At 36.7% G+C, this 26,768-nt stretch carries 28 protein-coding genes; 26 read left to right on the forward strand and 2 right to left on the reverse strand.

Annotated features, from left to right (window positions below):
• Window positions 1–30: 30 nt before the first annotated feature.
• The 12 genes from JJN12_RS03870 to JJN12_RS03925 all read left to right on the forward strand — a co-directional run bounded on the left by JJN12_RS03870 (window position 31) and on the right by JJN12_RS03925 (window position 10,317).
• The gene (locus JJN12_RS03870; RefSeq protein WP_208428450.1) at window positions 31–1,197 is read left to right on the forward strand and encodes an AAA family ATPase; all 1,167 of its coding nucleotides are present in this window, start codon (window positions 31–33) and stop codon (window positions 1,195–1,197) included.
• Window positions 1,197–1,826: an RloB family protein gene (locus tag JJN12_RS03875; RefSeq protein ID WP_208428451.1), complete on the forward strand. Its 630-nt coding sequence runs from the start codon at window positions 1,197–1,199 to the stop codon at window positions 1,824–1,826. Before JJN12_RS03870 ends, JJN12_RS03875 begins: the two co-directional genes overlap by 1 nt.
• Window positions 1,827–2,127: 301 nt before the next feature.
• Window positions 2,128–2,508 (forward strand): GntR family transcriptional regulator, encoded by a 381-nt coding sequence (locus tag JJN12_RS03880; RefSeq protein ID WP_208428452.1) that lies wholly within the window; start codon window positions 2,128–2,130, stop codon window positions 2,506–2,508.
• A complete protein-coding gene (locus tag JJN12_RS03885) occupies window positions 2,501–3,349 on the forward strand; it encodes an ABC transporter ATP-binding protein (protein WP_208428453.1) in 849 nt (282 codons plus the stop codon). Before JJN12_RS03880 ends, JJN12_RS03885 begins: the two co-directional genes overlap by 8 nt.
• On the forward strand, window positions 3,349–3,978 hold the full coding sequence (locus JJN12_RS03890) for an ABC-2 transporter permease (RefSeq protein ID WP_208428454.1): 630 nt from the start codon (window positions 3,349–3,351) through the stop codon (window positions 3,976–3,978). Before JJN12_RS03885 ends, JJN12_RS03890 begins: the two co-directional genes overlap by 1 nt.
• A gap of 254 nt (window positions 3,979–4,232) precedes the next feature.
• Window positions 4,233–5,222: a DUF4300 family protein gene (locus tag JJN12_RS03895; RefSeq protein ID WP_236013682.1), complete on the forward strand. Its 990-nt coding sequence runs from the start codon at window positions 4,233–4,235 to the stop codon at window positions 5,220–5,222.
• A 125-nt stretch (window positions 5,223–5,347) separates the two neighbouring features.
• The gene (locus JJN12_RS03900; protein ID WP_208428455.1) at window positions 5,348–6,691 is read left to right on the forward strand and encodes an ATP-binding protein; all 1,344 of its coding nucleotides are present in this window, start codon (window positions 5,348–5,350) and stop codon (window positions 6,689–6,691) included.
• On the forward strand, window positions 6,669–7,001 hold the full coding sequence (locus tag JJN12_RS03905) for a hypothetical protein (protein WP_236013683.1): 333 nt from the start codon (window positions 6,669–6,671) through the stop codon (window positions 6,999–7,001). Before JJN12_RS03900 ends, JJN12_RS03905 begins: the two co-directional genes overlap by 23 nt.
• A gap of 20 nt (window positions 7,002–7,021) precedes the next feature.
• On the forward strand, window positions 7,022–7,333 hold the full coding sequence (locus JJN12_RS03910) for a hypothetical protein (RefSeq protein ID WP_208428456.1): 312 nt from the start codon (window positions 7,022–7,024) through the stop codon (window positions 7,331–7,333).
• Between the two features lie 150 nt (window positions 7,334–7,483).
• The gene (locus JJN12_RS03915; protein WP_208428457.1) at window positions 7,484–7,750 is read left to right on the forward strand and encodes a SemiSWEET family transporter; all 267 of its coding nucleotides are present in this window, start codon (window positions 7,484–7,486) and stop codon (window positions 7,748–7,750) included.
• Window positions 7,751–7,777: 27 nt separating this feature from the next.
• Window positions 7,778–8,806, forward strand: a complete 1,029-nt coding sequence (locus JJN12_RS03920) for a YdcF family protein (RefSeq protein WP_208428458.1) — start codon at window positions 7,778–7,780, stop codon at window positions 8,804–8,806.
• 173 nt (window positions 8,807–8,979) lie between these two features.
• On the forward strand, window positions 8,980–10,317 hold the full coding sequence (locus tag JJN12_RS03925) for an ATP-binding protein (protein ID WP_236013684.1): 1,338 nt from the start codon (window positions 8,980–8,982) through the stop codon (window positions 10,315–10,317).
• Between the two features lie 119 nt (window positions 10,318–10,436).
• Here JJN12_RS03925 and JJN12_RS03930 read toward each other — a convergent pair whose 3' ends face one another.
• The gene (locus JJN12_RS03930; protein WP_208428459.1) at window positions 10,437–11,903 is read right to left on the reverse strand and encodes a glutamate decarboxylase; all 1,467 of its coding nucleotides are present in this window, start codon (window positions 11,901–11,903) and stop codon (window positions 10,437–10,439) included.
• A gap of 68 nt (window positions 11,904–11,971) precedes the next feature.
• A complete protein-coding gene (locus JJN12_RS03935) occupies window positions 11,972–13,432 on the reverse strand; it encodes an amino acid permease (RefSeq protein ID WP_208428460.1) in 1,461 nt (486 codons plus the stop codon).
• A gap of 277 nt (window positions 13,433–13,709) precedes the next feature.
• Between JJN12_RS03935 and JJN12_RS03940 the strand changes: the two genes are divergently transcribed.
• The 14 genes from JJN12_RS03940 to JJN12_RS04005 all read left to right on the forward strand — a co-directional run bounded on the left by JJN12_RS03940 (window position 13,710) and on the right by JJN12_RS04005 (window position 26,733).
• Entirely contained in the window at window positions 13,710–14,822 is a 1,113-nt protein-coding gene (locus JJN12_RS03940) for a hypothetical protein (RefSeq protein WP_208428461.1), read from the forward strand.
• Between the two features lie 169 nt (window positions 14,823–14,991).
• On the forward strand, window positions 14,992–15,444 hold the full coding sequence (locus JJN12_RS03945; RefSeq protein ID WP_208428462.1) for a DUF2262 domain-containing protein: 453 nt from the start codon (window positions 14,992–14,994) through the stop codon (window positions 15,442–15,444).
• A 38-nt stretch (window positions 15,445–15,482) separates the two neighbouring features.
• Complete coding sequence (locus JJN12_RS03950; protein ID WP_208428463.1) at window positions 15,483–16,073, forward strand: uracil-DNA glycosylase family protein; 591 nt, start codon at window positions 15,483–15,485, stop codon at window positions 16,071–16,073.
• Window positions 16,074–16,232: 159 nt separating this feature from the next.
• On the forward strand, window positions 16,233–17,588 hold the full coding sequence (locus JJN12_RS03955; RefSeq protein WP_236013685.1) for a sugar ABC transporter substrate-binding protein: 1,356 nt from the start codon (window positions 16,233–16,235) through the stop codon (window positions 17,586–17,588).
• A gap of 51 nt (window positions 17,589–17,639) precedes the next feature.
• Entirely contained in the window at window positions 17,640–18,506 is an 867-nt protein-coding gene (locus JJN12_RS03960; protein ID WP_208428464.1) for a carbohydrate ABC transporter permease, read from the forward strand.
• A complete protein-coding gene (locus JJN12_RS03965) occupies window positions 18,506–19,345 on the forward strand; it encodes a carbohydrate ABC transporter permease (protein ID WP_208428465.1) in 840 nt (279 codons plus the stop codon). Before JJN12_RS03960 ends, JJN12_RS03965 begins: the two co-directional genes overlap by 1 nt.
• A 174-nt stretch (window positions 19,346–19,519) precedes the next feature.
• Window positions 19,520–19,873 carry an arsenate reductase family protein gene (locus JJN12_RS03970; RefSeq protein ID WP_208430316.1) on the forward strand — a complete coding sequence of 118 codons (354 nt, stop codon included), beginning with the start codon at window positions 19,520–19,522 and terminating at the stop codon, window positions 19,871–19,873.
• A 97-nt stretch (window positions 19,874–19,970) separates the two neighbouring features.
• Complete coding sequence (gene ybaK, locus JJN12_RS03975) at window positions 19,971–20,450, forward strand: Cys-tRNA(Pro) deacylase (RefSeq protein WP_208428466.1); 480 nt, start codon at window positions 19,971–19,973, stop codon at window positions 20,448–20,450.
• Window positions 20,451–20,584: 134 nt separating this feature from the next.
• Complete coding sequence (locus tag JJN12_RS03980) at window positions 20,585–21,262, forward strand: GntR family transcriptional regulator (RefSeq protein WP_208428467.1); 678 nt, start codon at window positions 20,585–20,587, stop codon at window positions 21,260–21,262.
• Window positions 21,263–21,432: 170 nt separating this feature from the next.
• Window positions 21,433–22,416, forward strand: a complete 984-nt coding sequence (locus tag JJN12_RS03985) for a LacI family DNA-binding transcriptional regulator (protein WP_208428468.1) — start codon at window positions 21,433–21,435, stop codon at window positions 22,414–22,416.
• A gap of 262 nt (window positions 22,417–22,678) precedes the next feature.
• Window positions 22,679–23,752: a glycoside hydrolase family 53 protein gene (locus JJN12_RS03990; RefSeq protein WP_208428469.1), complete on the forward strand. Its 1,074-nt coding sequence runs from the start codon at window positions 22,679–22,681 to the stop codon at window positions 23,750–23,752.
• Between the two features lie 13 nt (window positions 23,753–23,765).
• Window positions 23,766–24,968, forward strand: a complete 1,203-nt coding sequence (locus JJN12_RS03995; RefSeq protein ID WP_208428470.1) for a sugar ABC transporter substrate-binding protein — start codon at window positions 23,766–23,768, stop codon at window positions 24,966–24,968.
• 241 nt (window positions 24,969–25,209) lie between these two features.
• Window positions 25,210–25,887, forward strand: a complete 678-nt coding sequence (locus JJN12_RS04000) for an ABC transporter permease subunit (RefSeq protein WP_236013686.1) — start codon at window positions 25,210–25,212, stop codon at window positions 25,885–25,887.
• Complete coding sequence (locus JJN12_RS04005; protein ID WP_208428472.1) at window positions 25,888–26,733, forward strand: sugar ABC transporter permease; 846 nt, start codon at window positions 25,888–25,890, stop codon at window positions 26,731–26,733. It abuts the gene before it with no gap.
• Window positions 26,734–26,768: the final 35 nt, after the last annotated feature.

The raw sequence follows: 26,768 nt of genomic DNA on the forward strand, positions 1-26,768 counted from the left end.
TACGAATACTGAGAATGGAGGTATTCAATTATGCTGATTCAGTTTACAGTTGAAAATCACAGGTCAATAAAGAACAGTGTCGTGATCAGCCTTGCGGCCTCTAAGGATAAGTCATTTGATGAGTATCTGCTTCATCCGGATGAAAAGAAGGCATTGCTGCCCGTACTTGCAATTTACGGTGCAAATGCAGCAGGAAAAAGTAACGTATTACATGCAATGATGACAATGAAAGAAATGGTTGTGGGAAATGCTGCAAAAGTTTCTAAGGGACAAAAGTTGCCGTGGGAGCCGTTTGGAGGAACAAAGGTTCCGACTTCTTTTGAAATGGTATTTATTTTTCAGGGAGTTCGTTACACATACGGTTTTTCTTTTGATGTAAAGAAGATTTACAAAGAGTATCTTTACCATTGGCCGAATGGACGTGAAGCCTTAATTTTTTCAAGAGAAAATGGAGTGTATGAGTTCCGGGAAAATGTAAATGAGCAGGTTACTCTGAGTAACCGAACACCGGACAATAAGCTCTATCTGGTGTCCTCTAATGACTGGAATCTGCCTCAGACGGAAAATGCTTATCGGTGGTTTCTGGAAAAGTTGACATTCCTGATGGATGAAGAGCCAGCTACCTCAGAAACTGTTGCCCAGATTGTCAGCGGTGATGATAAGAAAGCTCGAATCTTAAAAGAATTGCTGCTTGCCGATCTTGGAATCACCGATGTTACAATCAAGAACACCTCTGGTAAAATACCGGCTATTACGACAACACATCGAATCATTAACGAGGACGGTACAACAGAATACTTTCAGCTTTTAATGGAGCAGGAATCTGTCGGTACACAACACTTTTTTGCCCGCATCGGAGGATGGTTGCAGGCACTTGAAAACGGCGCACTTTTAGTTGTTGATGAAATTGAAGATAGTCTGCATCCTCTTTTAACCAAAAGGCTGATTGAAATGGTGCAGGATAAGGCTGTCAATACAAAGGGAGCGCAGCTGATTTTTACAACACACGATGCAATGCTGCTTGACTTGAATTTCTTCCGAAGAGATCAGATTTGGTTTGCTGAAAAAAACGATGAGACTTGTGCAACAGAGCTTTACTCGTTGGCATCTTTCTCTCCAAGAAAAGGAGAAAATGTGCGTAAGGGTTATCTTCAGGGACGATTTGGTGCAATCCCTTTTATCGGAGGTGACGCCTGATGAGCAAGATGCGAAAAGAGTATGATCCGAACAAAGTTAAGTGGCGGAAGCGTAAACCGATTGTTTATATCATCTGCGAAGGAAAAGAAACAGAGACGCTTTATTTCAAACATTTTCGTTCACGAAACTGCCTGGTGGATATTATCCCAATTCCATCAAAACATAAAGCGGCGGAACATTTGGTGAAACACGCAAAATCTCTGATCTCCCAAGCGGATTATTATCCGAAAGACGGAGATCAGCTTTGGTGTGTATTTGACTGTGATGATAATAAAGACTCTGAGCTTCAAGCTGCAATTTCCTATTCGGAAGAGCATGGGTACAAAATCGCATATTCCAATCCGGCATTTGAATATTGGTATCTGCTCCATTTTGAAAAACGGAATGGATATTTGAAAGATTCTGCTATGGTAATTGACATCTTGAAAAACAAAGGATATTTGGAAAATTACGGAAAAAGTGTGGATGTTTTTGAAGAATTGCTGGAACACCAGCCAGAAGCTATTCAGTACGCAAAAGAACGAGTGGAGAGATTAACCAGAGATCAGGTTGCTGTGATCTGCCGAGACAGTAATCCGGTAACGACAGTCTATGAGCTGGTTGAATTTTTGAATAGTAAAAGAACATAAAGCACCATTATAAAGGTGTGCATAATGACAGAAAGCTGTCACTTCGACGATAAAAATTCGTTGGGTGGCAGCTTTTGTGGTACAACTTATCAAGAGGTACTTAAAAAGTGGTATAATAGAAAATAGAGTGGTTATCGAAACAGAGAAAAGCCGTACTGTCAGCGTATTTGCAATCCGAAATTTTAAATTCCTTGGCTTTGCATTGGGAAGGAACAAAAGTGGCATTTTAAACTTGAAAAATTATAACTGTTATAGTATAATAATAACAGTTATAACAGAAATGACAGTTAAGAGGTATAAAATGAATATTCAAATTAATAACTCAAGTGATGATCCGATTTATTTGCAAATAAAGAATCAGATTAAGGTGCAGATAATTTCGGGAGATTTGAAAGTAGGAGAACAATTGCCGTCAATTCGTTTTTTGGCAAAAGAACTCAGAGTAAGCATGATTACAGCCAAGCGAGCCTTTGATGAACTGGAACTTGAGGGCTTTATCAATTCAGTTCAGGGAAAGGGTAATTTTGTTGCGGCACAAAATAAAGAGCTGATTCGTGAGGAATACTTAAAGCGTATTGAAGAACAGTTGCAAGAGATAGTAAAACTCTCCGAAATTGCAGGAATATCAGGCGATGAACTGACTCAGATGTTAAAGGACTATGTGGAGGGACGATATGAGTGATTATGCTATTGAAATTAAAAATCTGGTAAAAAAGTTTGATGGGTTTACTCTAGGACCTATAGATTTTTGTATACCTAAGGGAACTATAGTGGGATACATAGGTCAAAATGGTGCAGGTAAAAGTACAACCATCAAGCTCTTGTTAGGACTGCTTCATAAGGATTCAGGCGAAATAAGAGTATTGGGAGAAGAAAATACTGATAGTATCGCGCTTAAAGACAGGCTGGGAGTGGTCTTTGATGACTTACTATTTCCTCGGGAAATGAATATTACTGATATAGAGAAGTTCTGTTCAAGAATATATACAAAGTGGGATAAAGAGTGCTTTAATAAATTAAAGATTAAATTTGATTTACCTGAGAAACAAGTTATAAATAATTATTCTCGTGGTATGAAAATGAAATTATCGATGGCGATTGCCCTATCACACAATGCAGAGCTTTTGATATTGGATGAAGCTACAAGTGGCTTAGATCCGATTGTTAGAGAAGAGATTTTGGATTTACTTCTTGATTTTATGCAGGATGAAAATCACACAATCCTTATCTCTTCACACATACTCTCTGATTTGGAAAAGGTTGCAGACTATATTAGCTTTATTAATTTTGGTAAGATACTTTTTTTTGAAACGAAGGATGATTTGAAGGAGAATTACGGTATATGTACACTGTCAAATGAAGAAGTAAATGATATAGATGAAGCAGCAATAGTGGGAAGGAGAGTACATTCCTTTGGACAGGAGCTGCTTGTAAAGAGGAATCTCGTGCCAGATGGAATCAAGTTACAAAAGCCATCTATTGAAGATATTATGATATATTTTGTGAAAGGAGAGAGAAAATAATGACTGCACTGATATTAAAAGATATAGCTACTATGAAAAAGACATTAATGTCCACGCTTGTAATCTGTTTTGCTATTGTATTTTTTGGATCATATGAAAAATCTATTGTTATGATTCCTCTTATTTGTACAGTAATGCCTCTCATTTTAACAGCAATAGCATTCGGATATGATACAAATTCAAAGTTTGAGCAATTCGCATTTTCGATGCCAATTAAGAGAAGCAGTTTTGTGCTTAGTAAATTATTTTTTGCCTTTTGTTTTGGATTGGTTGGGGGGATTACAGTATTTACCTTGCTAAGTATAAATGGGAAAGTAAGATTTGAAATTATAGTATTGAGTTCAATTGTTACTTTGATATCAAGCATTTTTATGTCAGCGATTCAGCTGCCTTTTGTGTTTAAATTTGGTGCTGAAAAGAGTAGGCTTATAATGCTAATAACATATTTTGTAGTCTTTGTCATATTTTCAATGCTTAAAGAAGCATCAGGTTTACTTTCGAAAGTGCAGGGAGTTCTAAAGAACTTTTCCCTGACTGATGTATATTGTGGCTTAATACTGGCGGGACTAATAATCATTGCAATTTGCCTAAAGATATCCATAAGAATTATGGAGAAGAAGGAATATTAAGATTCATATACAAAATATTACAAAACTAAAATGATTTTCTTAAATTTTGTGGCTTCTATTCAATTGGAAAGACTGCTGTGATATAATGTGAACACTTAACGAAGTCGAGCCGTAAGGCGCAGGCTGAGTTTAGTGTGAGCGGTATCTAAGCACTTAGTGAAGCCGAGCCGTCTTTGGCGAAGGCTGAACTTAGTACTTATGATGAAATGTGAACACTTAACGAAACACAGATTTACCGGTTGAAAGGAGAAATTATGAGAAAATATAAGAAAATTACTGCACTCTGCCTCTGTGCCTTGCTTGCATTTGGAGTAACAGCCTGTGGCAGCAAACAAGAGAATAAAGAGGCATCTAAAGGGGCATCGAAAGAAATAGCAAAGGAAGTATCGCAAAATGCATCTAAAGAAGCTTCCAAGGAGGTTTCTAAAGAAGTTTCACAAGAAGTCAGCAAAGATGCTTCCAATGAGGTATCCAAAGTAACATCCGCTGAGGAAACAAACGCTGAGACGGTCTACTCAAATATGGCAAACAAAGCTAGTGCCGAGGAAGTCAAGGAGGCACTTTTGGCCTACCTAAATAAGGATAGTGTTGACTATTATATGAAGCAGGTAAACGAGTACAACGAAATAGTTGGAAGCGTTGGACTTCAGGGAGATTTTACGAAGTTTGGTAAAACAGAGTATGATGTAGAGAAAATAAGCAACCTTTGGAAAGAAAAGAAGGGGGATTTTGTTGGAACAAACTGCAGGCTTAACACCTTCTTTTTGCTAAAGAACAACATAAAAGTTCCAAGTATAAAAAGTGATGGAGAGCTATTGTTTTTAGACAATGACTCGATAGATAAGGGAAAGCTCTTTGATAAGAAGGACAAGGAGGCTTTCAATGTACTGTTCTCAAGAGTAAAGACTGAGGCTACTGAAGATGTTAAGGTTCACGCTAAAAATATGGAAAAATACTTTTCAAAAATCAAGTTTGATGAAAATGCGAGAATGCTCTCTGTAGTACTGCACGATAACCTTGACGGAGATTATCTCTTTGTAGGACATGTCGGAGTTATGGTACCTTACAAAGGTGGATATTTATTTGTGGAAAAGTTAACCTTTGAAGAGCCTTATCAGGCAATAAAGTTTGCGACAAAAGAAGAATGCTACAAGTATCTTCAGGGGAAATACGCTGATTATACAGGTGAAGGGCTTGCAAAGCCTTTTGTAATGGATAATGGAAAGATGGTTGAGGTAGAATAACCATTAAAGTTTAAGTAATCAATACCCTAAACTTTGGAAAAATAAAAGTTTAAGTAATCAATACCCTAAACTTGAAAAAAATAAAAGTTTAGGGTATAATTTTATCAAAAGGTGGTGAGGGTACTATGAAAGATAATAAAAGATTAAAAGAGCGTAATATATATCTTAATAAGCTGATTGCATTTAAGGATACAGAGCCTGTAAAGGTCATAACGGGAATTAGAAGATGTGGTAAGTCTAGTCTTCTGAAGCTAATGCAGGAACATCTTTTGAATACCGGTATAGATAAAGAACAGATTATAGCTATTAATTTTGAATCTCTGGAATTTCAAGAAATGAGCTATAAGGATTTTTATAAATATGTTAGTGAGAGAATTGCTAAGAATAAGAAAAGCTATTTATTCTTTGATGAGCTTCAAAGAATAGATCAATGGGAAAATGCAGTAAATTCTTTTAGAGTTGATTTTGACTGTGATATATACATAACAGGCTCTAACTCCTACCTGTTGTCGTCGGAGTACTCTACATATTTATCGGGTAGATATATAGAGATTAAAATTTACCCATTATCATTTGGAGAATTTATCGATTTTCATGGCTATAGACTAAAAACATATAATACTCCGATTGGTACGGTAAAATACAGAGCGGTAGATGATAATGAAGAAATCACAGAGCTTAGGGATTTGTTTGAAGCATATATGGGATATGGCGGAATGCCGGGGATTGCAGATGTTGGACTGGATCAAGATAGGGCTCTTACGATTCTTGACGGTATATATTCGACTGTAGTTGTAAGGGATATTCTAGAGAGGGAAAAAAGAAGGGGACAGAGACAGATAACTGATGCAGAACTCCTAAGAAAGATAATACTGTTTTTGGCGGATAATATTGGCAACAATACATCGCTAAATTCAGTAAGTAATACATTAGTATCCGAGAAACTGCTTCAAAACGGTGGAAAACAGGGTAAGCCTGCGACTCAGACAATATCTTCGTATGTTGGGGCACTCAAGGAATCTTATATGTTTTATGATGTTAAGCGGTTTGACATAAAAGGAAAAGAATACTTGAGGACGCTAGGTAAATACTATATTGTAGATATTGGTTTGAGAAATTATCTGCTGGGATTTAGAGACAGGGATAGAGGGCATACCTTAGAAAATGTAGTTTACTTTGAACTCTTGAGGCAGGGTTACGATGTAGCAATAGGGAAAATTGATAGCCTTGAGGTAGATTTTGTAGCTGCAAGTGCAGATGAAAAAATCTATATTCAAGTAACGGAGAGCATGCTAAATGAGGAGGTTAGGGAAAGGGAATTAAAACCATTACAAAAAATTCCTAATAATTACAGGAAACTGGTCCTTACTTTAGAACAATCACTTGATACAGAATACGAAGGTATACAGGTAAAAGGTATTGTAGAGTGGCTGGTGAAAGGATATAATGATGAAAGAAAATACTCTTAGAGTTGTAAAAATCGATAAGGAAGCTATCCTTGAGTTTATTTATGAGAATTTTATTGCTAATCAGGAAGAACTCCTAGGGGTTAGGTCATCTGAAGTGACAAATGATTTTGCAATTGATTGGGAAAAAGGCGAGTTCATATTTACCGCACATAAACAGGAGGGTGTTGACGGTAGTTTTATAGAGTTACCAAAAGAGATAGAGATTAGAAAGCTTCTTAATAATCTCCGCAATACTACCGACTCAGCACTAAGTACAGGCAGGATATACAAGGATTATACCTTTGAGGAATTGGAGAAACTGCTAAATTAAACCAAACTAAGGAGAGAATAATGGAGATTAAAGATTTTACTGAGATTGAACAAAAACAGATTAGAGAAGGGCTAAGCACTGCTGAAATAAGTGACAAGGAGGCAGCTAATAAGATTCTTGCGCTTGTACCTAAAGAATGGATTAAAAGAATACCTTTCTTTGTAAGGGGGCATGCAACTACAAAGACAATTGAGAGGATAGCTAATCAATTCCCTGAGCTTTACGCAGTAGCAAAACAAAGTGGAGAACTTCCGGAAAAGGAAAGGGAGGAACTTCGTAAGATTATAACAGGTATATTTGAAGAGAAGATGAATAAGCATAAGATTAAATGATGTTTTTTACCAATACCACCTATGTTTTTGTAAAAATATTATGAAAAAATGTACTTTAGTAATTTATGCCAAATTAATGGTTCCTTGACAAGCAATTAAATTGTGTGATACCATAATATTAAAATTGCAAACACAAAGGAGGAAATTACTATGACATTGAAACAGAAGATTAATACTTTGGTTGGATCAATTGGTGCATTTATGGGAGTTTTTGTTTTTATAGCTTATATACCACAGATTATAGCGAACTTAAACGGCAACAAAGCACAGCCTTTACAGCCACTGATGGCGGCGGCTTCCTGTCTGCTTTGGGTAATATATGGATGGACTAAGGAGCCTAAAAAGGATATTATTCTTATTATACCTAATGCAACAGGTGTTATACTTGGATTTTTGACATTTTTGACTGCTTTATAATTACATTTAAGAATTATCGAGGTACTTATGTTATACATTATAACGGGAGTTATCCTTTTAGTATTTGTCTTTTCAATGCTCAGGGATAATAGAAGCCTTTGGAATCCGGCCCTTCTTATTGTAGGGCTGGTATTTTCATATATATCGTTACTTCAGATACTATTTGATAATGATATGATGAATGTTTACTCATTTACGATGCTTGCCGGATTTTTAGGTATTCCATTTCTTATATTACTTAGCGGAATTTTCCTTGTATACAACGGGTTTATACTGCTAAAGCGTGAAGGGAAGTCTAAGGTGAACTTCCTGTCGCTTGCAATGGGTATTCTCATCATTTTGTTTTTTGTGGTAATGTTTATTCACGAATATGGAGTTAGTAATTACAACCTGTATAACAAAAATTGGTATAACATTTTTTTCCGGTTTTTTATATATTCTTATTTGATTTTTGACTTTGCCTTTGCAGGTTTTTTGCTTTATTCCTTACTTTACAACTTTATTCCTAAGAGGAAACACTATGACTTTATCATTATTCATGGTGCAGGCCTATTAAACGGTGAAAGAGTAACTCCACTCTTAAAGAGGCGGATAGATAAGGCAGTACAAGCATTTAAGAAGTCAAAAAATCCTGATGTGAAGTTAATAGCAAGCGGCGGGAAAGGTATAGATGAGAAGATATCCGAAGCGCATGCTATACTGAATTATCTGATGGAAGAGACAGATGTGCCAAGAGGAGCTATTTTGCTTGAAGAAGAGTCTAAGACGACTTATGAAAATCTTCTCTTTTCTAAGAAAATAGGCGAGAGCTTAGTCTCTAATCCTACTTTTCTCTTTGTTACAAATGATTACCATGTATTTAGAACAAGTACCTATGCTAAAAAGATAGGGCTAAAGGGAGATGGATTGGGGTGCTCCACAGCCTCTTACTACCTGCCATCAGCCTTCATAAGAGAGTATGTGGCTCTTTGTGTAAAGATGAAATGGATGTTTGCAGGCTTCTACCTGCTCTTGCTTATTTCCATTTATTTTTCTTACCGTGGTATACTGTGGTGATGATTCTTTTTACCTGAAGTATCAGTCTGGGAGCGGGTTTTCATAAAACGTGAGAGAATACTAAAAAATCCCTATTAAAACGTGAGAAATAGTTAAAATAACCCTCATAAAACGTGATAAAACTTCTTGATAACCCTTATAAAATGTGATAGACTCTTAGAGGGGAGGTGAGAATGGTGTATTTTAAGCGAAAAATAGATGGATTCTTAGCGGATTGGAAGAACAATCACTCACGCAAGCCTCTAATAGTAAAAGGGGCAAGGCAGATAGGCAAAACAGAATCGATATTACATTTTGCAAATGAAAACTACGAGAATGTAGTGTATATTAACTTTGCGTTAGATAAGAAATATACTACCATAGTTAACGATGGATATGATGTAGAGACTGTAGTAAAAAACATTACCCTAATAAATCCAAGCACAAGATTTATCCCAGATAAAACTTTGATTGTCTTTGATGAAATTCAGGAATATCCTGATATCGCAACATCTCTTAAGGCCTTTAACTTAGATAAGAGATATGATGTGATATGCAGTGGCTCAATGCTTGGAATCAATTACAGGAAGATACATAGTAATAGCGTTGGCAGTAAAACAGATTATGAAATGTTTTCAATGGACTTTGAAGAGTTCTTGTGGGCAAAGGGCTATGAAGATAAGGCTATAAATAGTATATTAGAACATATGATTAGCCTTACTCCATTTAGTGAGACGGAACTTTCAGTGTATAAATCACTATTTCTTGATTACTGTGTCCTTGGTGGAATGCCTGATGTAATAAAGGGCTATATTAAGACAGGCACGTTTTCGCAGTCGCTTGAGATTCAAGGGCAGATTAGACTAGACTATGAGGAGGATGTGAGAAAATATGCTGAAGGACTAGATCAGGCAAAAATTATAAGTGTTTACAGAAGTATTCCGGCACAGCTTGCAAAGGAGAATAAGAAATTTCAATTTAGTATAATTGATAAGAAAGCAAGGTCGAGGGAATACACAGGATGTATAGAATGGCTTATTGATGCAGGCGTTGTTACAGAGTGTAAATGCTTAAATTATCCTGAACTGCCTCTAAAGGGAAATGTAGACAATAGTAAGTACAAGTTATATTATCCTGATACCGGATTGCTGATATCCACTCTTGATGAAGAGGCACAGGAGGATTTGAGGGTAAATAAGAATCTTGGTGTATATAAAGGGGCGCTTTATGAGAACTTTGTTGCAGAAGCCTTTGTAAAGCAGGGACTAGGATTGTTCTACTACAAGAAAGATAATTCAACATTGGAAGAGGATTTTTTTGTAAGGTCAAAAAATGAACTAATTCCAGTTGAGGTTAAATCCAATAATGACAGTTCAAAATCCCTAAATGCCTTAATAAAAAATGATAGGTACGCAGACATAAAACATGGCATAAAACTAGGAGATTTCAATATAGGTTATACCAACAATATATATACATTTCCGTATTTCTGTGCATTTATGCTAAAGGCATATCTTCATAAATGGGATTAACTACAATGTAAATAAAACAGAGAACAAACAATATTGCGATTAATGCATATGAAATTATTATCAACTAAAGAGAACTACCACAACATAAGCTGTGGTAGTTCTTAAATCTAACAAAGAAATTATCGTCCGCTATGATCAAAGCTTTTTCCTGGCTTTACTTCCTTTTCCTTGTCTAATACGACAACGCGTGAGCCGTTTAATATTTCAATCTGCTTCTTCATTTCATTTATGCAAAGGATTGCAAGAGGCATACCAAAATCCTGACGAATAACGAGCCGCTGTACATCTACATCAGCTATATTTTCAGGCATAGGATATGCAGGTATCATCCAGCCATGCATACGCAGCCTGTCTTCAAGGTCATATAGTGTCCAGTTAACATTTGCATCTTTTTTAAGCCTCCAGCACACGATAGGAATCTGTTTAGCATCTTCCAGTATTTCAAAGATTCCCATTTTCTTGATTTCAGAAGCCATATACCTTGCTACATCTATAGTACGCTGGTGAATCTCCTTATATCCATTAAAGCCGTTTCTAAGGAGCATGTAGTACTGACCCACAATCTGAGAAGCACTACGAGAGAAGTTTATTGCCATAGTAGCCTCTTCACCACCAAGGTAACTAACCCAGAAGATAAGTTCTTCAGGAAGAGCCTCCTTAGAACGCCATATTACCCAGCCTACACCCGGATACACCAAACCGTATTTATGACCTGAAGTACTTATTGACCATACGTTTTTAAGCCTAAAATCCCATTCCAGTTCAGGCTCGATAAATGGTGCAACCATTCCGCCTGATGCGGCGTCAACGTGTATACGGATAGGAAGTTTTGTATTCTTCTTGTTATATCCTTCAACTAGCTTATCAAGAGCCTTGACATCATCATATCTTCCCGTGTAAGTTATACCCAATATAGCGATTATACCTATGGTGTAGTCATCAACATAGTCCATAACGGTATCCATATTCAGTGATAAATGCTCCATATCAAGAGGTACGGTTCTCATCTCTATATCCCAATACCTACAGAACTTCTCCCAGCATACCTGATATCCTGAAGAGATTACGAGGTTTGGACGCTTCTTATACCTGTCAAGACCTGCTTTATCGGCCAGATGCTTCCATCTAAATAGCATTGCAAGTCCACCGAGCATGCAGGCTTCAGAGGAACCAACCGTTGATGTACCCAAAGGCTCTTCCTTTGGATCCATATGCCACAAATCTCCAATTATATCTACACAGCGGTTCTCAAGGTCAGCAGTCATAGGATATTCATCCTTATCTATAGCATTTTTTTCAAAGTTTTCTGCCATCAACTGAGTAGCTGTAGGCTCCATATAAGTCTGGCAGAATGTGGCAAGGTTCTGTGTGGCATTTCCTTCAGCCTTTAAGTATTCCCTGATAATCTCAGCTGCTACCTGTGGCTCGACAGGCTCCTTGTTTAGCTTTTTATTTGGCATTTCTACATCACTTGCCAGCGTTCCAAAGATTGGTGTAAGGTATCTTGTATCTGTGTTCATAGATGCAAGCAAATCCCCTATGTGTTCACTACTTTTCCTATTTAATTTTGATACTTTCTTACTCATAACAGCCTCCTTTTTCTAATACTGATTTATATGATTATAATCACTTAAGCGTTACAGAAATATTTTGGTTATGATGCCCATTTGCTCTTATGTGAATAAATAAAAGTAGGTATCATCACGGATATGATAAAGCATATGATGAGCACAATTTGATATACTCTGTTATCCGCAGAAGTGAGTTTTGACGATGGGAAAAATGAAATAATGAGAGTTGCAATTGTCATAAACAGTCCGACACCTGCAACAATCAGCTTAAATGTCCGTCCTCCGGGTACATGGAACTCACGCTTTAAGTTGTCCTTTTTCAGAATTAAAACGAAATACCCGAGGAAAAAGAGGACGTACCCTACAAGATAAATGACAACAGTAAGTCCTATGGCAGTCATGTAACCTACAGAGGAATCTGAGCCACCTGCAAGTGCTATGGAACCGCACAAAATAGCATCCCAGATTGTGACAATAACAGACTGAACAATGATGGTCTTTACAGACACGCCACGGCTATTTGTTTTTGCAAATGATGGTGGGATAATTTTGTCATTGGCTGCCTCCAAAAGAGCTCTCGATGGTCCGACTATCCAAGAGGATATTTCAGCCAATACACCAAGTGCTAACAGTATAGCAACAATCAAAACCAGCCAGCGAAACTGTGGACCTAAGTGGTTTATAAAGATTGATTCAAATGCCTCTATAACGCCATACGAAAGATTACCGTTTAATGTTTTGGAAGGAAGAGTTGTAGCTATAGCCAGTCCACCAAGTGCATCGAGAATGATTGTGAGTATAGTTAATACAATCATAACGGAAGGATATGTTTTAGTTGGGTTCTTTAACTCGTTAACGTGAGAAGCAGATGCCTCTACACCCATATAGCCAAGAATAAATGAAGCAAAAATCACCAAAGTATCTACATCAGTAAAATCAGGAATAAGTGTTCCGGCATTCATCTTAATTTGTGAAACGCCTCCTGTGGCAAAATATACAACTAATCCTATCAGAAGTATGATAACAGGAAGAACAATACCTCCCAAAAAACCGATTTTTGAAATACGCTCAGTGTACTTTGTTCCTCCTAACTGTGTGAATGTAAGCACCCACACAATGATTGCTACACCAAAGAACATCACCAAAGGATTCTCATAGAGTGCATCAATCTTAAATACATACGCAAGAGCAGCTAGTATAAAAAATGCCATGGTTACAAATCCTACTGTTATCTGAAACCATTGGAAAAACAATGCCGAAAAGCCCCAACGGGGACCGAGTGTATTTCCAACCCAAGAATAAATACCGCCTGACTCCCAGCCTTCAACTGTAGCCATTTCAGCAGAGCAGAGTGCAACAGGTAAGAACCAAAGGATACCGCCTATAATTAAGAAAAATACCAGCTGAAATCCAGAGGTAGCAAAAGATGGATATTCGTATACCGTCATAACCATGGAAGCTGTTATGGCAAAGAATCCAAAAAATCCTAATTTGTGCGTGGATTTGTTAGTGGATTTTAATTCCGAGGTCGATTTGCTATCCATAATAAAAACTCCTTTCAATTATTATTTTTTGATACAATTTATTTAAAACTTATGTCACCTTCCTTCTAAAAACTGTTATTATCTTTTACGGCTAACCATTGTAATCAATATTCGGGATTTGTAAAGTAAATTTTTAAAAAGTTCACAAAAAAGACACGCTTTTGAACTATATAGTAAAATGCATAAAATATCCAACTTGAGTATTGATTTTTCCGTGTAATATGAGAAAATGTAATTAACAGCTCATTGGATATGAGAGGAAAACGGGGTAAACAAAATGGAGAATAAACCACAGCACTGTAAGCAATGTGGCAGAGAAATATACTTTGATGGAATCTGTGCTAATTGCAGGGCAGAGAATGAGAAGAATAAGATATTGGCATTTACGGAAGATGAAATAAATGCTAAAATCGGCGAAATCTGCGAGGAAATGGCTGCTAAAGGGAAGTTAGATGACAACTACGATATCTTTATCAAACTTCTTGATTACAGAGATATAAATACTGAAAATATAGCCAAAACAGCGTATAACAGCAAGGTATTTTTCCCTTGTGAACTATATAGGGATGCCTCTAGTGATATAGTAAAGGCTATGCTAGAGCTTGTAAAACAGGATGATATTGATGCTGGGCTGGCAGGAGACTTACTTTTATGCCTTGCAGTGGCAGGTGGTGAAGAGGTTTTTCAGGCATTTTTAGAGCTTGAAAGACAGCCAAGGAAGTGGAGACAGAAGTTATATGTAAATCCATCCTTTTATGCAACCTATGGTGGTTGGACCTATGATAAAGAAGGAAATTATATTGAAACTAATTTTAATAAATGTTATACGTTAATAAAGGGAAGTCTTGAGGAGAAAAAGAAAAGCCCTGTAAAAATCGGTGTTAAGACTGATGAAAAATGCCCTAAATGTGGCTGTGCTATTGTAAATCTGATGGAGATTGACGGCAGGGATGAAAGGCTTGATTTTATTGGGATTGATGGCGTTATCAAGGCAAAATGCTGTCCTAACTGCTTTACATTTTCAGAGGGAGACTATTGCAGATATACCGTAAATGGTGAGAGTGAGGCTATAGTCGGAGAAGATACCGGTGAGGAAGAAGATTATCTAGGTGAAAGCGGTATAGAGGAACTGACCTCCAATACCTTTGTTTTAGGTGATAAACCTGTTCCGCTTAGATTTGCTGCTGACTGGGACGGTGGTTCCTCTATCGGTGGCTTTGCGGCTTGGATACAGGACTGTGAGATAAAGATGTGCCCTGACTGTGGCAAGCCTATGAAGTACCTTGCCCAGATACAATGGGATACAGTGATTGATAGTATGGAGGGTAACGCTTACATCGAAATATGTAAGGACTGCAAGACAATGGTTATGCTGCATCAACAGACCTAAGAAATTTCGTAGTTGATGCCTATAAAGTGTATATGAAGAATGTCTTCAAGCAAAATAAAAAATAATAACAAAGCAATTTACGCATTATACAATGTATTTAAGTTTTGTGGCAGAATGCCTGAAAATATTGATGTATCTATGGAGTCACAACTGGCTAGGGAGGAAAAATATGGGGGATAAAATAATTATCGGTAACAAAGAGTTTGTTTTAGATGAGATTGGGTATTATATTGGCAAGATGAATGTATGGGAAAAAGAAACAGATGTTTTTCTGGAGATAAAAGCTAATGAGAAAGATGTAGACGATATCGTTTTTGAAAAAATTAACTGGCTAAATAAAAACAAAAGTAAGATAATAGATACATTTATGGAAGAAAATGACTATTTTATAGAAAATATTAATGATATGATTAAAAGTGGTGATTTTACCGCAGACAGAGAGATTACAGAGAAAGACTTTATCGAATCGCTTTTTGTAAATAATGTCACAATTTATGTAAAAGGAAGAGAAACAGATTTTATGCTGGATTTAGATGCTGACCCGGATTATTTAATGGGACATTTGGCCTGTATGGAGATAGATAGTGCATATGGAGTTGAATGTGGGGGAATGAACGGATAACAATGGTATGATTTTAACTATTATTTGGAGGAAAAGTAATGAATGACAAAAAATTCGATAAAATTATAAAAAAGCTAAAAGAAGATTCAAGGAATAAAAGCTATACAGATAGGGGGATACCGCCTATTTTTCAGGTAAGCCCCAAAGCACAAATCCTTATTATAGGACAGGCACCCGGTAAGAAGGTAGAGGAGAGCCTTATCCCTTTTAACGACAAGTCAGGTGAAAAACTAGTGCAGTGGATGGGCATTGACAGAGATACCTTTTATTCAGAGAAAATCGCAATCCTGCCTATGGACTTTTACTATCCGGGAAAAGGAAAGACGGGAGATTTGCCACCAAGAAGCTTTATAGCTAAGGAATATCATAAGGACATACTTGACCTAATGCCGGATTTAAAGCTTACCATTCTAATCGGTTCATACTCAATGAAGTATTATCTTGGCAAAGGTATGAAGGAGAACCTTACAGAGACAGTGAGAAGCTATAAGGAATACCTTCCTAAGTATTTCCCAATAGTCCATCCAAGTCCGCTAAACTTCCGCTGGCAGAAAGCAAACCCTTGGTTTGAGGGAGAGGTCGTGCCGGTTCTTAGGGATAAGGTTCATAAAATACTTGCTGATAGATAAAAACTATAAATAATTAGATTTATACCAAAACACAATATCAAGTCACTATAAAATACTGGAAATAGAAAAATTACTTTGATATAATTTTTAAGGTTTCACTCAATTAATAAGAAAATGATTAATTGGTGGATATTAAAAATCATATCAAGGAGAAGGAAAATGAAAAAGAAATTTCTAAGAACAACAGGAATCGCAGTTTTGTCAGCTATGGTACTCTGTGCCTGTGGTAGTGGTAAGACCACTTCAAGTGTAAAAAGCACTTCTACAGCTAAGGAGACTAGCGCTCAGGCGTCAAGTGCGAAGGCTTCAAGTGCCAAGAGCCAGAGTACCTCTAATACCTCAAACAGCAATAGTGAGCCTCTTAATGTTATGGTTCCCGAATGGGCTGTTCCATCAGATAGCTTGTTAAAGGAGTTCACTGATAGCACCGGTATAACAGTAAACATCAACAAGGTTGACTGGGATGCAATAAGAGACAAGATTTCAATTGCAGCAAGCGGTGGAGAAGCAAGTGCTGATGTTGTTGAAGTAGACTGGTCTTGGGTAGGAGAATTTGGTGCTGCTGACTGGCTCGAGCCACTTGAGGTGGATGATGCATTGAAGGCAGATATGCCGACAATATCAACATTTTCTTTAGGTGATAAGGTACTTGCTATGCCTTACTCTAATGACTATAGAATCGCTTATTACAATACAAAGCAATTTGAAAAAGCAGGAATAAAATCCGCTCCAAAGACCTATGATGAGGTATATAAGGATGTTAAAGCCATAAAGAAAGCGGGAGTAGTAGAACACCCTTATCCGCTTGTTCTTACAGCGGAAGAAAAGGCAAGTACAGGGCTTATCTGGACTGCTTACACTATGAATGACATAGTATTTAATGAGGATGGTACCTTGAATGAGGCCTCCGTAAAGGATGCGCTTAATTTTTATAACAAGCTTATAAAAGAAGACCTTATTGATCCTGCAGACAAGACCACTGACGGCAAGAAGACCTATGCAAGGCTTACAGATGGAACTGCAAGCTTCTTAACCGGTCCTACATCTTATATCTCTAACGTTCAGAATCCTGAAAAGAGTAAGGTTGTAGGAGAGGTTATATCAATTTTAATGCCTGGTAAAACAGGAAATGCAAAGCATACTATGGCACTTCCTGAGGCACTTGGAATAACTAAGTTTTCAAAGAATAAAGAAGCTGCAAGAAAGTTTATTGACTGGTACACATCAGCAGAAATTCAGGAAAAGTTAAATGAAGAACTTGGCAATCTTCCTACCAGGAATTCAGTTCTTGAAAAGCTTGTAAATGAAGGTAAAATAACCAATGCAGGTGCAATGATTGAACAGGCTAAGCTTATTGCATCACCGTTCCCTAATGGTGTTCCTGTGTACTATAATGAGATGAGCAATGCTATATACAATGCAGTAAATGGCATGGCACTTGGTAATCTTAGTGTAGACGAGGCATTTACACAGATGGATAAAAAGATTAAGGAACTTATTGAAGAAAATAAATAGTTTAGTTAAAGGGCGGGTGTCATATCACCCGCCTTTTTGAAAGAGGATTAAATGAAAAGAGAAAAATTTGCTTACACTCTCTTAGCACCAATGATTATAATTATGCTTGTGCTTGTAATCTATCCTATTGCAGCGACATTTTCTTACAGTCTGAAAAAATGGAAGCTAAGTAAGCCAAATGACATCAGATTCATAGGGCTTAAGAACTATATCAATATTCTTAGTTCAGAATCATTTTTGCAGAGTGTAAAAAATACCTTATTCATACTTGTCGCAGTTGTGATAATTACTACGATAATATCCATTCTGGTAGCATTATTCCTAAACATTAAGGTGAGATTTTCAGGAGTTTTACTTGCGATAGCTATAGTACCTTGGGCTATTCCGCCTTTTGTAAATGCTCTATTGTGGAAGTTTGTATTTTATTCAGGTTATGGCTTTTTAAATAAACTTTTGCTTAATTTACATTTGATAAGCACACCTATCAGTTGGCTTGACAATCGCTACAGCTTGTTATTCATTGTTTCAATAGTTGTTTCATACAGGCTTATTCCATTTATGAGCCTTATCTGCCTTGCGGGCAGACAGTCTATATCAGGAACATTAATAGAAGCTGCCAAAATAGATGGTGCGGGTCGCTTCATGGTGTTTAAGAAGATAATAACACCTCTGATGCTGCCTTTCCTGGCCGTTGGTATAACTCAGACTTCGATAAGTGCAATTAACGTATTTGATGAAATAGTGGCTCTCAGCGGGTATTCAGACCTGGGTAAGAGTATGCTGATAGAAAGCTATTTGATTACATTTAACTTCTTGGAATTTGGAAAGGGAAGTGCATATACTTACATAATTATGGTATTTGCAGGAATTCTGGGCTTTGTATACATAAAAAGCCTTAATAGGGAGGTGGAATTCTAGTGAAAATAATTAACAAAATTCTGTACAGTCTGGCTCTGATTTTGTTTTTAGTATTTTATGCCGGTCCGTTTATATGGACATTTATTATCTCGGTTACGCCCGATTCATTGGTGCTGGGAAAGAGCCTCTCTTTTTTGCCTGAAGAAACTACCCTTAAGAACTACAAGACTTTATTTGATGTAGCCTCAAGTCAGGGAGCTCTTTTATTGTCAGGAATAAAAAACTCTGCCTATGCAAGTCTGGTAACTATAATCATTTGTATTCCAATGGCCTTGCTGTCTGCCTTTGCACTAGGCCGTTTCAAGTTTATCGGTAAGGATATTGTCAAAAACAGTTTGCTTGTAACAATGGCAATACCTGTAATGGCGACGATAATACCAATCTATAAAATGTTTATGCAGCTTAAGCTCTTAAACAATGTATATACGCTTAGTTTGGTTTATGTGACCTCTTATCTTCCTGTGATAGTATGGCTGATTTCAAATTATTTTGCCAGCATACCAAAGGATTTGGATGAAGCAGCAAAGGTTGACGGATGCAGCAAAATGGGTACATTTATAAGGGTGATAATCCCGACATCTTATCCAATCATAGCATCTGCAGTGCTTATTATATTTTTAAGCACCTGGAGTCAGTTTCAAATACCTCTTATTCTAGCATCAAACAGTAATACTAAGCCTATAGCAATAGTAACCTCCGAGTTTATAACTAAAGACACTGTAGACTATGGTATGACAGCTGCTGCAGGTATACTGGCCCTCATACCCCCTGCGCTATTTGCACTGATATTTAAGAAATTTCTTGTATCAGGTATGATGAAGGGGGCGGTAAAGGGGTAAAAGGTAGATAGAGTTGTACATTTGACTAAGTAGTACAATGGTTATATAATTTGATGAAACGGTTTAAGAAGTATATATTTTGCCTGAGACTTGATGGTAAGATATGAAGCGGTAGTAATTCCATATCATGGAGAGGCAAATACACTTGAATCTAAAAATAGAAAGGGGGAAACTATGTTATTCATATACTATCCAAAGTGTTCTACCTGTATAAAAGCCAAGAAATGGCTTGATGAGGAGGGAGTAAAATACACTGAGCGCCACATTGTGGAGGAGAATCCATCATTTGATGAGCTTAAGGAGTGGTGGGAGAAAAGCGGCCTTCCTCTTAAGAAGTTCTTCAACACCAGTGGAATGCTTTATAAGGAAATGCAGTTAAAGGACAAACTTCCAGGGATGAGTGAAGAGGAACAGCTTAGGCTCCTTTCTACAAACGGAATGCTTGTTAAGCGACCTATAGTTGTTTGTGGAAAGACTGTGCTCGTAGGTTTTAAGGAAGCTGAATGGAGCGAGAAATTAGTTAAGTAAGTGTCTAAGATAGTTAGCAAGGTTTACCTATATCAAAAGTTCGCTTTCGTATAGTTAAACTCTGCTAACTATTATACTTTATTAAAAGGATGAAATTATGCCAAAACACGAAGAAAAAACCAATGTAATGAGAGTATTGGATAGCAAGAAGGTAAAGTATACAAGCCACTGCTATATAGATACACCTACTACCAATGGTGAAGAGGTAGCTAAGATACTGGGACAAAATCCTGCTGATGTATTTAAAACTCTTGTAACCATATCCAAATCAGGGACAAACTACGTCTTTGTCATCCCTGTAGCTAAGGAGCTTGACCTTAAAAAGGCGGCAAAGGCAGCAGGGGAGAAAAACATTGAAATGCTTAAATCAAAGGAACTTCTGCCTTTAACAGGCTATGTGCACGGAGGCTGTTCTCCTATAGGCATGAAGAAGCCTTTCAAAACCTTTATAGATAAAAGCGCAGCTGAGAGAGAGGTAATTATCTTTAGTGCAGGGAAGATAGGTTATCAGGTAGAGCTTACGCTTCCTGAACTCGCCAAGGTTATAGACTATTCGCTTGAAGATTTAACTGCTTGACATAAAATGCGGGATTGTATACAATGATACGTGTATTAATTTTTAATACACTGGTAAAAGTATGCTTTCCTGTGCAAGCCTGCTTGCAATCGAAGGTGTATTATATTTTGTATGCATGGAGGCTGCGGATTGAAATGGACAATATGGACAATTCTTATGAACTGGCTGATAGTCATTCTTTAAGGGGCAGGGTTTTTGGAAGGCTCAGAGAGGACATTCTTCTTGGGAAGTACAAAGACAAGGAAGAACTTAAGGAAGTGGTTATAGGCAAGGAGTTAGGTGTGAGCAGGACTCCTGTCAGAGAGGCTCTAAGACAGCTTGAACTTGAGGGGCTGGTTACAATTATACCCAATAAAGGGGCTTATGTGACAGGGATTTCGGATAAGGATATCAATGATATATTTATGATAAGGTCTTATCTTGAAGGACTTTGTGCCGCCTGGGCTTGTGAGAATATAACCGAGGAACAGCTTGAGGAAATGGAAGAATCTGTGTTTTTAGCTGAATTTCATGCAGAAAAAGAACATTTTGAACAGGTGGTTGAATTAGACAATAAATTCCATAAAATACTCTACCATGCCTGTGGCAGTAGAGTTTTGTCAAAGCTTTTGGTGGACTACCATCACTATGCTCAAAAGGTAAGAAAGGTCAATCTTTCCGAGGAAAAGAGGGCCAAACATTCTATCCTGGAGCATAAGAGAATAGTTGAAGCCATAAGGAATAAAAATGTAAAGGCTGCTGAAGAATATGCACACGACCACATAATGGAGTCGATTAAAAGGATGCATGATGCAGAGGCAGATGTAGAATAAAGTAGAGGCTGTAAAGAAAGTGGATTTCTTTATAGCCTCTATTTGATTGAATTTTAGCTTGCATCGAATTTTTATGCTTTTGATACTTTATCATAAACTATTTGACAAGGCATAAAAATCATGTAAAATAATTACTAAAGAATATATCATGTATGTTTTGGAGGAGTAGTATGGCAACAATTAAGCAGATTGCTGACATTGTAGGAGTTTCAAGTGCAGCAGTATCTAGAGTGCTAAACTATGATGAAAAAATTTCGGTAAGTGACGAGACTAGAGAAGCAATTTTTGCGGCAGCAGAGAAAATTGGATATAAAAAAAGAGTAATATATCCTAAGATAGAAGATGTTGCTCTGTTATATTTTACAGATAATGAAGATGAGTTAGAAGATGTTTTTTATCATAAAGTAAAAGAAGAAGTTCTAAGGCAAGCTAAAAAAATGAATATACATATGAGTGTGTTTGATTGCAAAGATGGAGAGATAAAATTTACCCAAAAATTAAATGCATTTGTAGCAGTAGGATGGATTGACCGGAATAAAATAAATGAATTATATGGATATTGTAAAAATGGCGTCTTTATAGGCACTTCCCCTGATGAGAAGTTGTTTGATGCGGTAAGACCTAATATGGATTCGTTTGTAACGCAGATTGTCGATTACTTTGTGGGTAAAGGCCATAAGACTATAGGCTTTATAGGTGGGAGCGATAGGAATATTGATACAGGAAAACCTTCAATGGATATCAGAGAATGGTCTTTCAGACAAAGTGCATCGTATTACAAATGTTTGAATGAAGAATATATACTGATTTCAGATAAGTTTACTGTGGATTCGGGTTATAGACTAGGAAAAAAATTATTAAAATTAAAAGTATTACCTTCAGCTATCTGCATAGCCAGTGATACACTGGCTGTAGGGGTTTTGCAGGCACTTAATGAGAAGGGAGTAAAGGTGCCTGAACAAATTGCTTTGTTTAGTATCAATGATGTAGACATTGCAAAATATTTATCTCCTCCGCTAACGACAATACATGTTGATATTAATTGTATTTGTGAGACAGCGCTGGATTTATTAAGAAATAGGGTTCTGGGTGGGAGTAAAGTCACAAAGTCCGTATTTGTAAACGGAACCCCTGTATTTCGTAAAAGCTGTTAAAGTTTAATGGATGTCATATAAGATGGCATCCTTTTTATATTAATATAGTGATGTGGGTGTCAAAAGTATAGAAATTCGAGGTAAGCTTGCTTGCAAGAGAATTTATTATCTTTTGGCATCTACATCATATAATAAGCAATCTATGTTGTTAGAAAACGCTAAAATAATCATTGACATATACAAATAATAGTGATATATTACTAATAAATAATTTACCTAATAAAAGTAATTTATTAATCATATATTTAATAAAGGAGTGAGTATGAATATTATTAAAGGTGTAGATGTGTCGATGATTAAAGATTTGGAAAGTCATGGAGCATCATACAGATTAAACGGGAAAGAAGAAGACTTATTTAAACTTCTAAAACAGTGTGGGATTAATATGGTGCGAATACGAATATGGGCAGACCCATATGACGAGAGTGGCAATTCTTACGGAGGTGGTGGAAATGATCTTCAAACAACTATTGAAATCGCAAAAAGAGCCGTAAAAAATGGTATGGAATTTTTGCTGGATTTCCATTATAGCGATTTTTGGGCAGATCCAGGCAAGCAGGTAAAACCAAAAGCATGGGAAAATTTAACCGGCGTAGCACTTGAAACAGCGGTATACTTACATACTGTAAATACATTAAAGGCATTAAGAAACGAACAACTTATTCCTAAGATGGTGCAGGTAGGAAATGAGATTACAAATGGTTTGTTGTGGCCTGATGGACATGTAAATCAAATAGACACCATGGTACTTCTCATAAAGTCAGGAATTAGAGGAGTTAGGGAAGAATGTCCAAATGCTAAAATTGTTCTTCATCTAGATTTTGGTACAGATAATAAAATGTATAGAAAGTGGTTCGACAACATAGGGAAATATACGGTTGATTTTGATGTTATAGGCTTGTCATATTATCCACATTGGAATGGCGGACTAAGACTTTTAACTGAGAATATGAATGATATTAGTGAAAGATATGACAAAGATGTACTTATAGCTGAGACATCAATTGGATATACGACTGAGACTTTTGGATGTAAAGGTGCGGTATATAATGAAGAACATGAGAAACTTACCGGATATCCAGCAACTCAAAAAGGCCAGGAAGACTTTCTAAGAGAACTTTTCAAGACTGTTAGAAATGTGAAAGATGGAAGAGGAATCGGTGTTTTTTATTGGGAACCTGCTTGGATACCAATTAATGATTGCACGTGGGCAAGTAATAGTGGATGCAAATATATGAACGAAAAGGTAGAACCTGGTAACGCAATGGCTAATATGGCATTATTTGATGATAAAGGGAATGCTAATAGTGCTTTATTAAATATACAAACAATGTAAAGGGGAAAAGAATATGAAAAAGAGAATAATAATTTCAGCAATGTCATTAATGATTGCGATTGGAAGTCTTGTAGGATGTAACTATGCTAAAAAAGAAGATGCTAAGCTTACGATTTGGACAAATATGGAGGTAGAAGCAAAAACAATTCAAAAATATGCAAATGAATGGGGAAGTAAAAATGGATATAAGGTAGAAGTTACTCATCAGTCCCCTTCAGTACAACAGTTTGCTCAAGCAGTGAAAAGTAAAGATGGTCCTGATGCAGTGGTTGGCATACCAAATGATCAGCTTGCTGATTATGTTAATGCGGATTTAGCGGATGAAGTATCAAACGATTTATTTAAAGAGAGTGATTTTTCAGAAGCAGCAGTAAAAGCCAGCTATGTTGCCGGGAAAAAATATGCACTTCCACTTTCAGTAGAAACAACAGCCTTATTTTATAATACTGATTTAGTATCTAAGGTTCCATCTACTTGGGAAGAGCTTGTAGAACAGGCTAGTAAAAAAGGTGGTGTACAGTTTGACGCTACCAGTATTTACTACGATTTAGGATTTGTGAGGGCTTGTGGGGGATATATTTTTAATTATAAAGGTGGAGCGTATGATGTTTCTGATATCGGCTTAGCAAATGATGGAGCAATAAAGGCATATGAGTTTATAAATGACCTTAAGAATAAATATAATCTTGTAAGTGGAGATATAACTGCAGATATTGCAAGAAGTAATTTCCAGAATGGTAAATGTGCTTATTATATAGGTGGACCTTGGGATATAGATGGATTCAAATCAGCTGGAACACATTTTGCTATTTCTGAAATGCCTACATTTAATGGAAAACCTTTTGTAACACCTGTAGGAACTCAAGTAAGTTTTGTTAGCAAAGTCAGCAAAAATAAAGAGAAGGCTTGGGAATTTATCAAATATTTAGTTGATAATGGGGCTTCAGAAATGTATACAGTGGGGAATAGAATACCTGCAAAAATATCTGAACAGGGAATAGACAAGATTAAAGAAGATAAATACGCCAAGGTATTTGCGACGCAGATTAACAATGGAGAACCTATGCCTACAGTATCAGAAATGGGTCAGCTTTGGGAAATCCATACAAATAATATAAGGTCAATGTGGTCAGGAGAACAGACTGCTTCTCAAGCAGCAAATAATATTGTTAAACAGCTTAAAGAAGCTATTGAATTAATGAATTCAGGAAAGTAGTGGGATTATGGGCAAAAAAAGGAATGGCACTGCATATGCGTACCTTACACCGGCTTTAGTTTCTATATTTTTGGTGACTTTTCTGCCAATTGTATATACGGTAATTTTATCATTTACAAATTACAATATGTATCACTTAGATAATTTTAGTATTATAGGGGTACAAAATTATATTACGGTACTTACAGGAAGTATTCGAGCTGTGTTCTTTCCTGTTTTAGGGTGGACGGTGTGTTTTGCCTTGATAAGTACGGCAGGCGCATATGCTGTTGGCTTATTTCTTGCAGTTTTACTTAACAATCCCAATATGAAGGAAGTTAAATTATATAGGGTAATACTTATCATTCCTTGGGCATTACCATCTACGATTGCTATATTAGCTTGGCAAGGATTGCTAAACGAACAATACGGTGGAATTAACAACTTATTGCATCTGCTGGGGGTATCATATAATATTCCTTGGTTTACAAGTCCGTTTTGGGCAAGAGTAGGAATTATTATTGTTAATATATGGCTGGGATTTCCATATATGATGAATGTATGCCTTGGCGGATTGCAGGCTATTTCTAAGGAATATTATGAGGCGGCAAGAGTTGATGGTGCTTCGAAAATACAATGCTTTAAGAGTATTACCCTGCCGTTGGTAACAAAATTATCGATTCCGCTGGTTATTTCCTCGTTTGCTGCAAACTTTAATAATTTTGGTAATATCTATATGATTACACGTGGAGGACCCGCAAGGCTTGATAATCAGTTTGCAGGATATACAGACATATTAGCGAGTACGACTTACAAAATGACGACCTGGTCTAACAGATATGAGCTCTCAGCTACGTTTAGTGTGCTGATATTTATAATAATAGGGAGCTTTACGCTGATAAATATGCGTTTGTCAGGATCTTTTAAGGAGAATGATTAAATGATGTATAAAGGTAAAATAAAAACTTCTGAAATGAAGAGATTATGGGGAAGTAGAATAGCGATTTGGATTGCAATTGCAGCGAGCTTATTTCCGGAAGTGTGGATAGTCATGTCATCTCTTTCGGCAGGAGATAGTTTTTTTCTATCATCGCTGTTTCCTCAAAAAATAAGCATAGAGCATTATGTTATCTTATTTAGAGATACGGAGTTTACCAGATGGATGCTTAACTCTTTGAAATTTTGTTTTATAGTTGCAATCATTCAACTTATTTTGACAGCACTTGCTGCTTATGCATTCTCGAGGATAAGATTTACGGGAAGAAAATATGGATTAATGGCGTTGTTGGTATTGCAGGTATTTCCTAATAGCATGGCTGTTGCTGGGTATTATATTCTTATTTATAAATTTGGGTTAGTTGATAGTGGAGTAGCTCTTATCTTTGTATTGTCAGGAGGAAGTGCATATAATATTTGGTTGCTAAAATCCTACATAGATGGACTTCCAAAGGAACTTGATGAAGCTGCTATGGTGGATGGAGCAACGCAATTTGAAGTGTTTTACAAAATAATTATTCCACTAGCAAGACCTCAGATGGCGGTAATATTTTTGTTCTCTTTTATTGCTACCTATAGTGAATATGTTATAACTTCGATTTTTTTACAAACGCCTAGAAATATGACCTTAGCCTTGGGATTGCAGACGTTTATAAGTGATCAGTTTGCAGCGCACTGGACACTATTTTCAGCTGCAGCAGTTATTTCGTCCATTCCGATACTTATACTATTTATGTTTCTTCAAAGATTCATTCAGAGTGGATTGGTTGCAGGTGGTGTAAAGGGTTAAGTTATCTTAAATGCATTGATATTAAGGAGAAAAAT

Origin of the sequence: Catonella massiliensis (assembly GCF_016651435.1) — a bacterium.
Taxonomy (GTDB): Bacteria; Bacillota; Clostridia; order Lachnospirales; family Lachnospiraceae; genus Catonella; species Catonella massiliensis.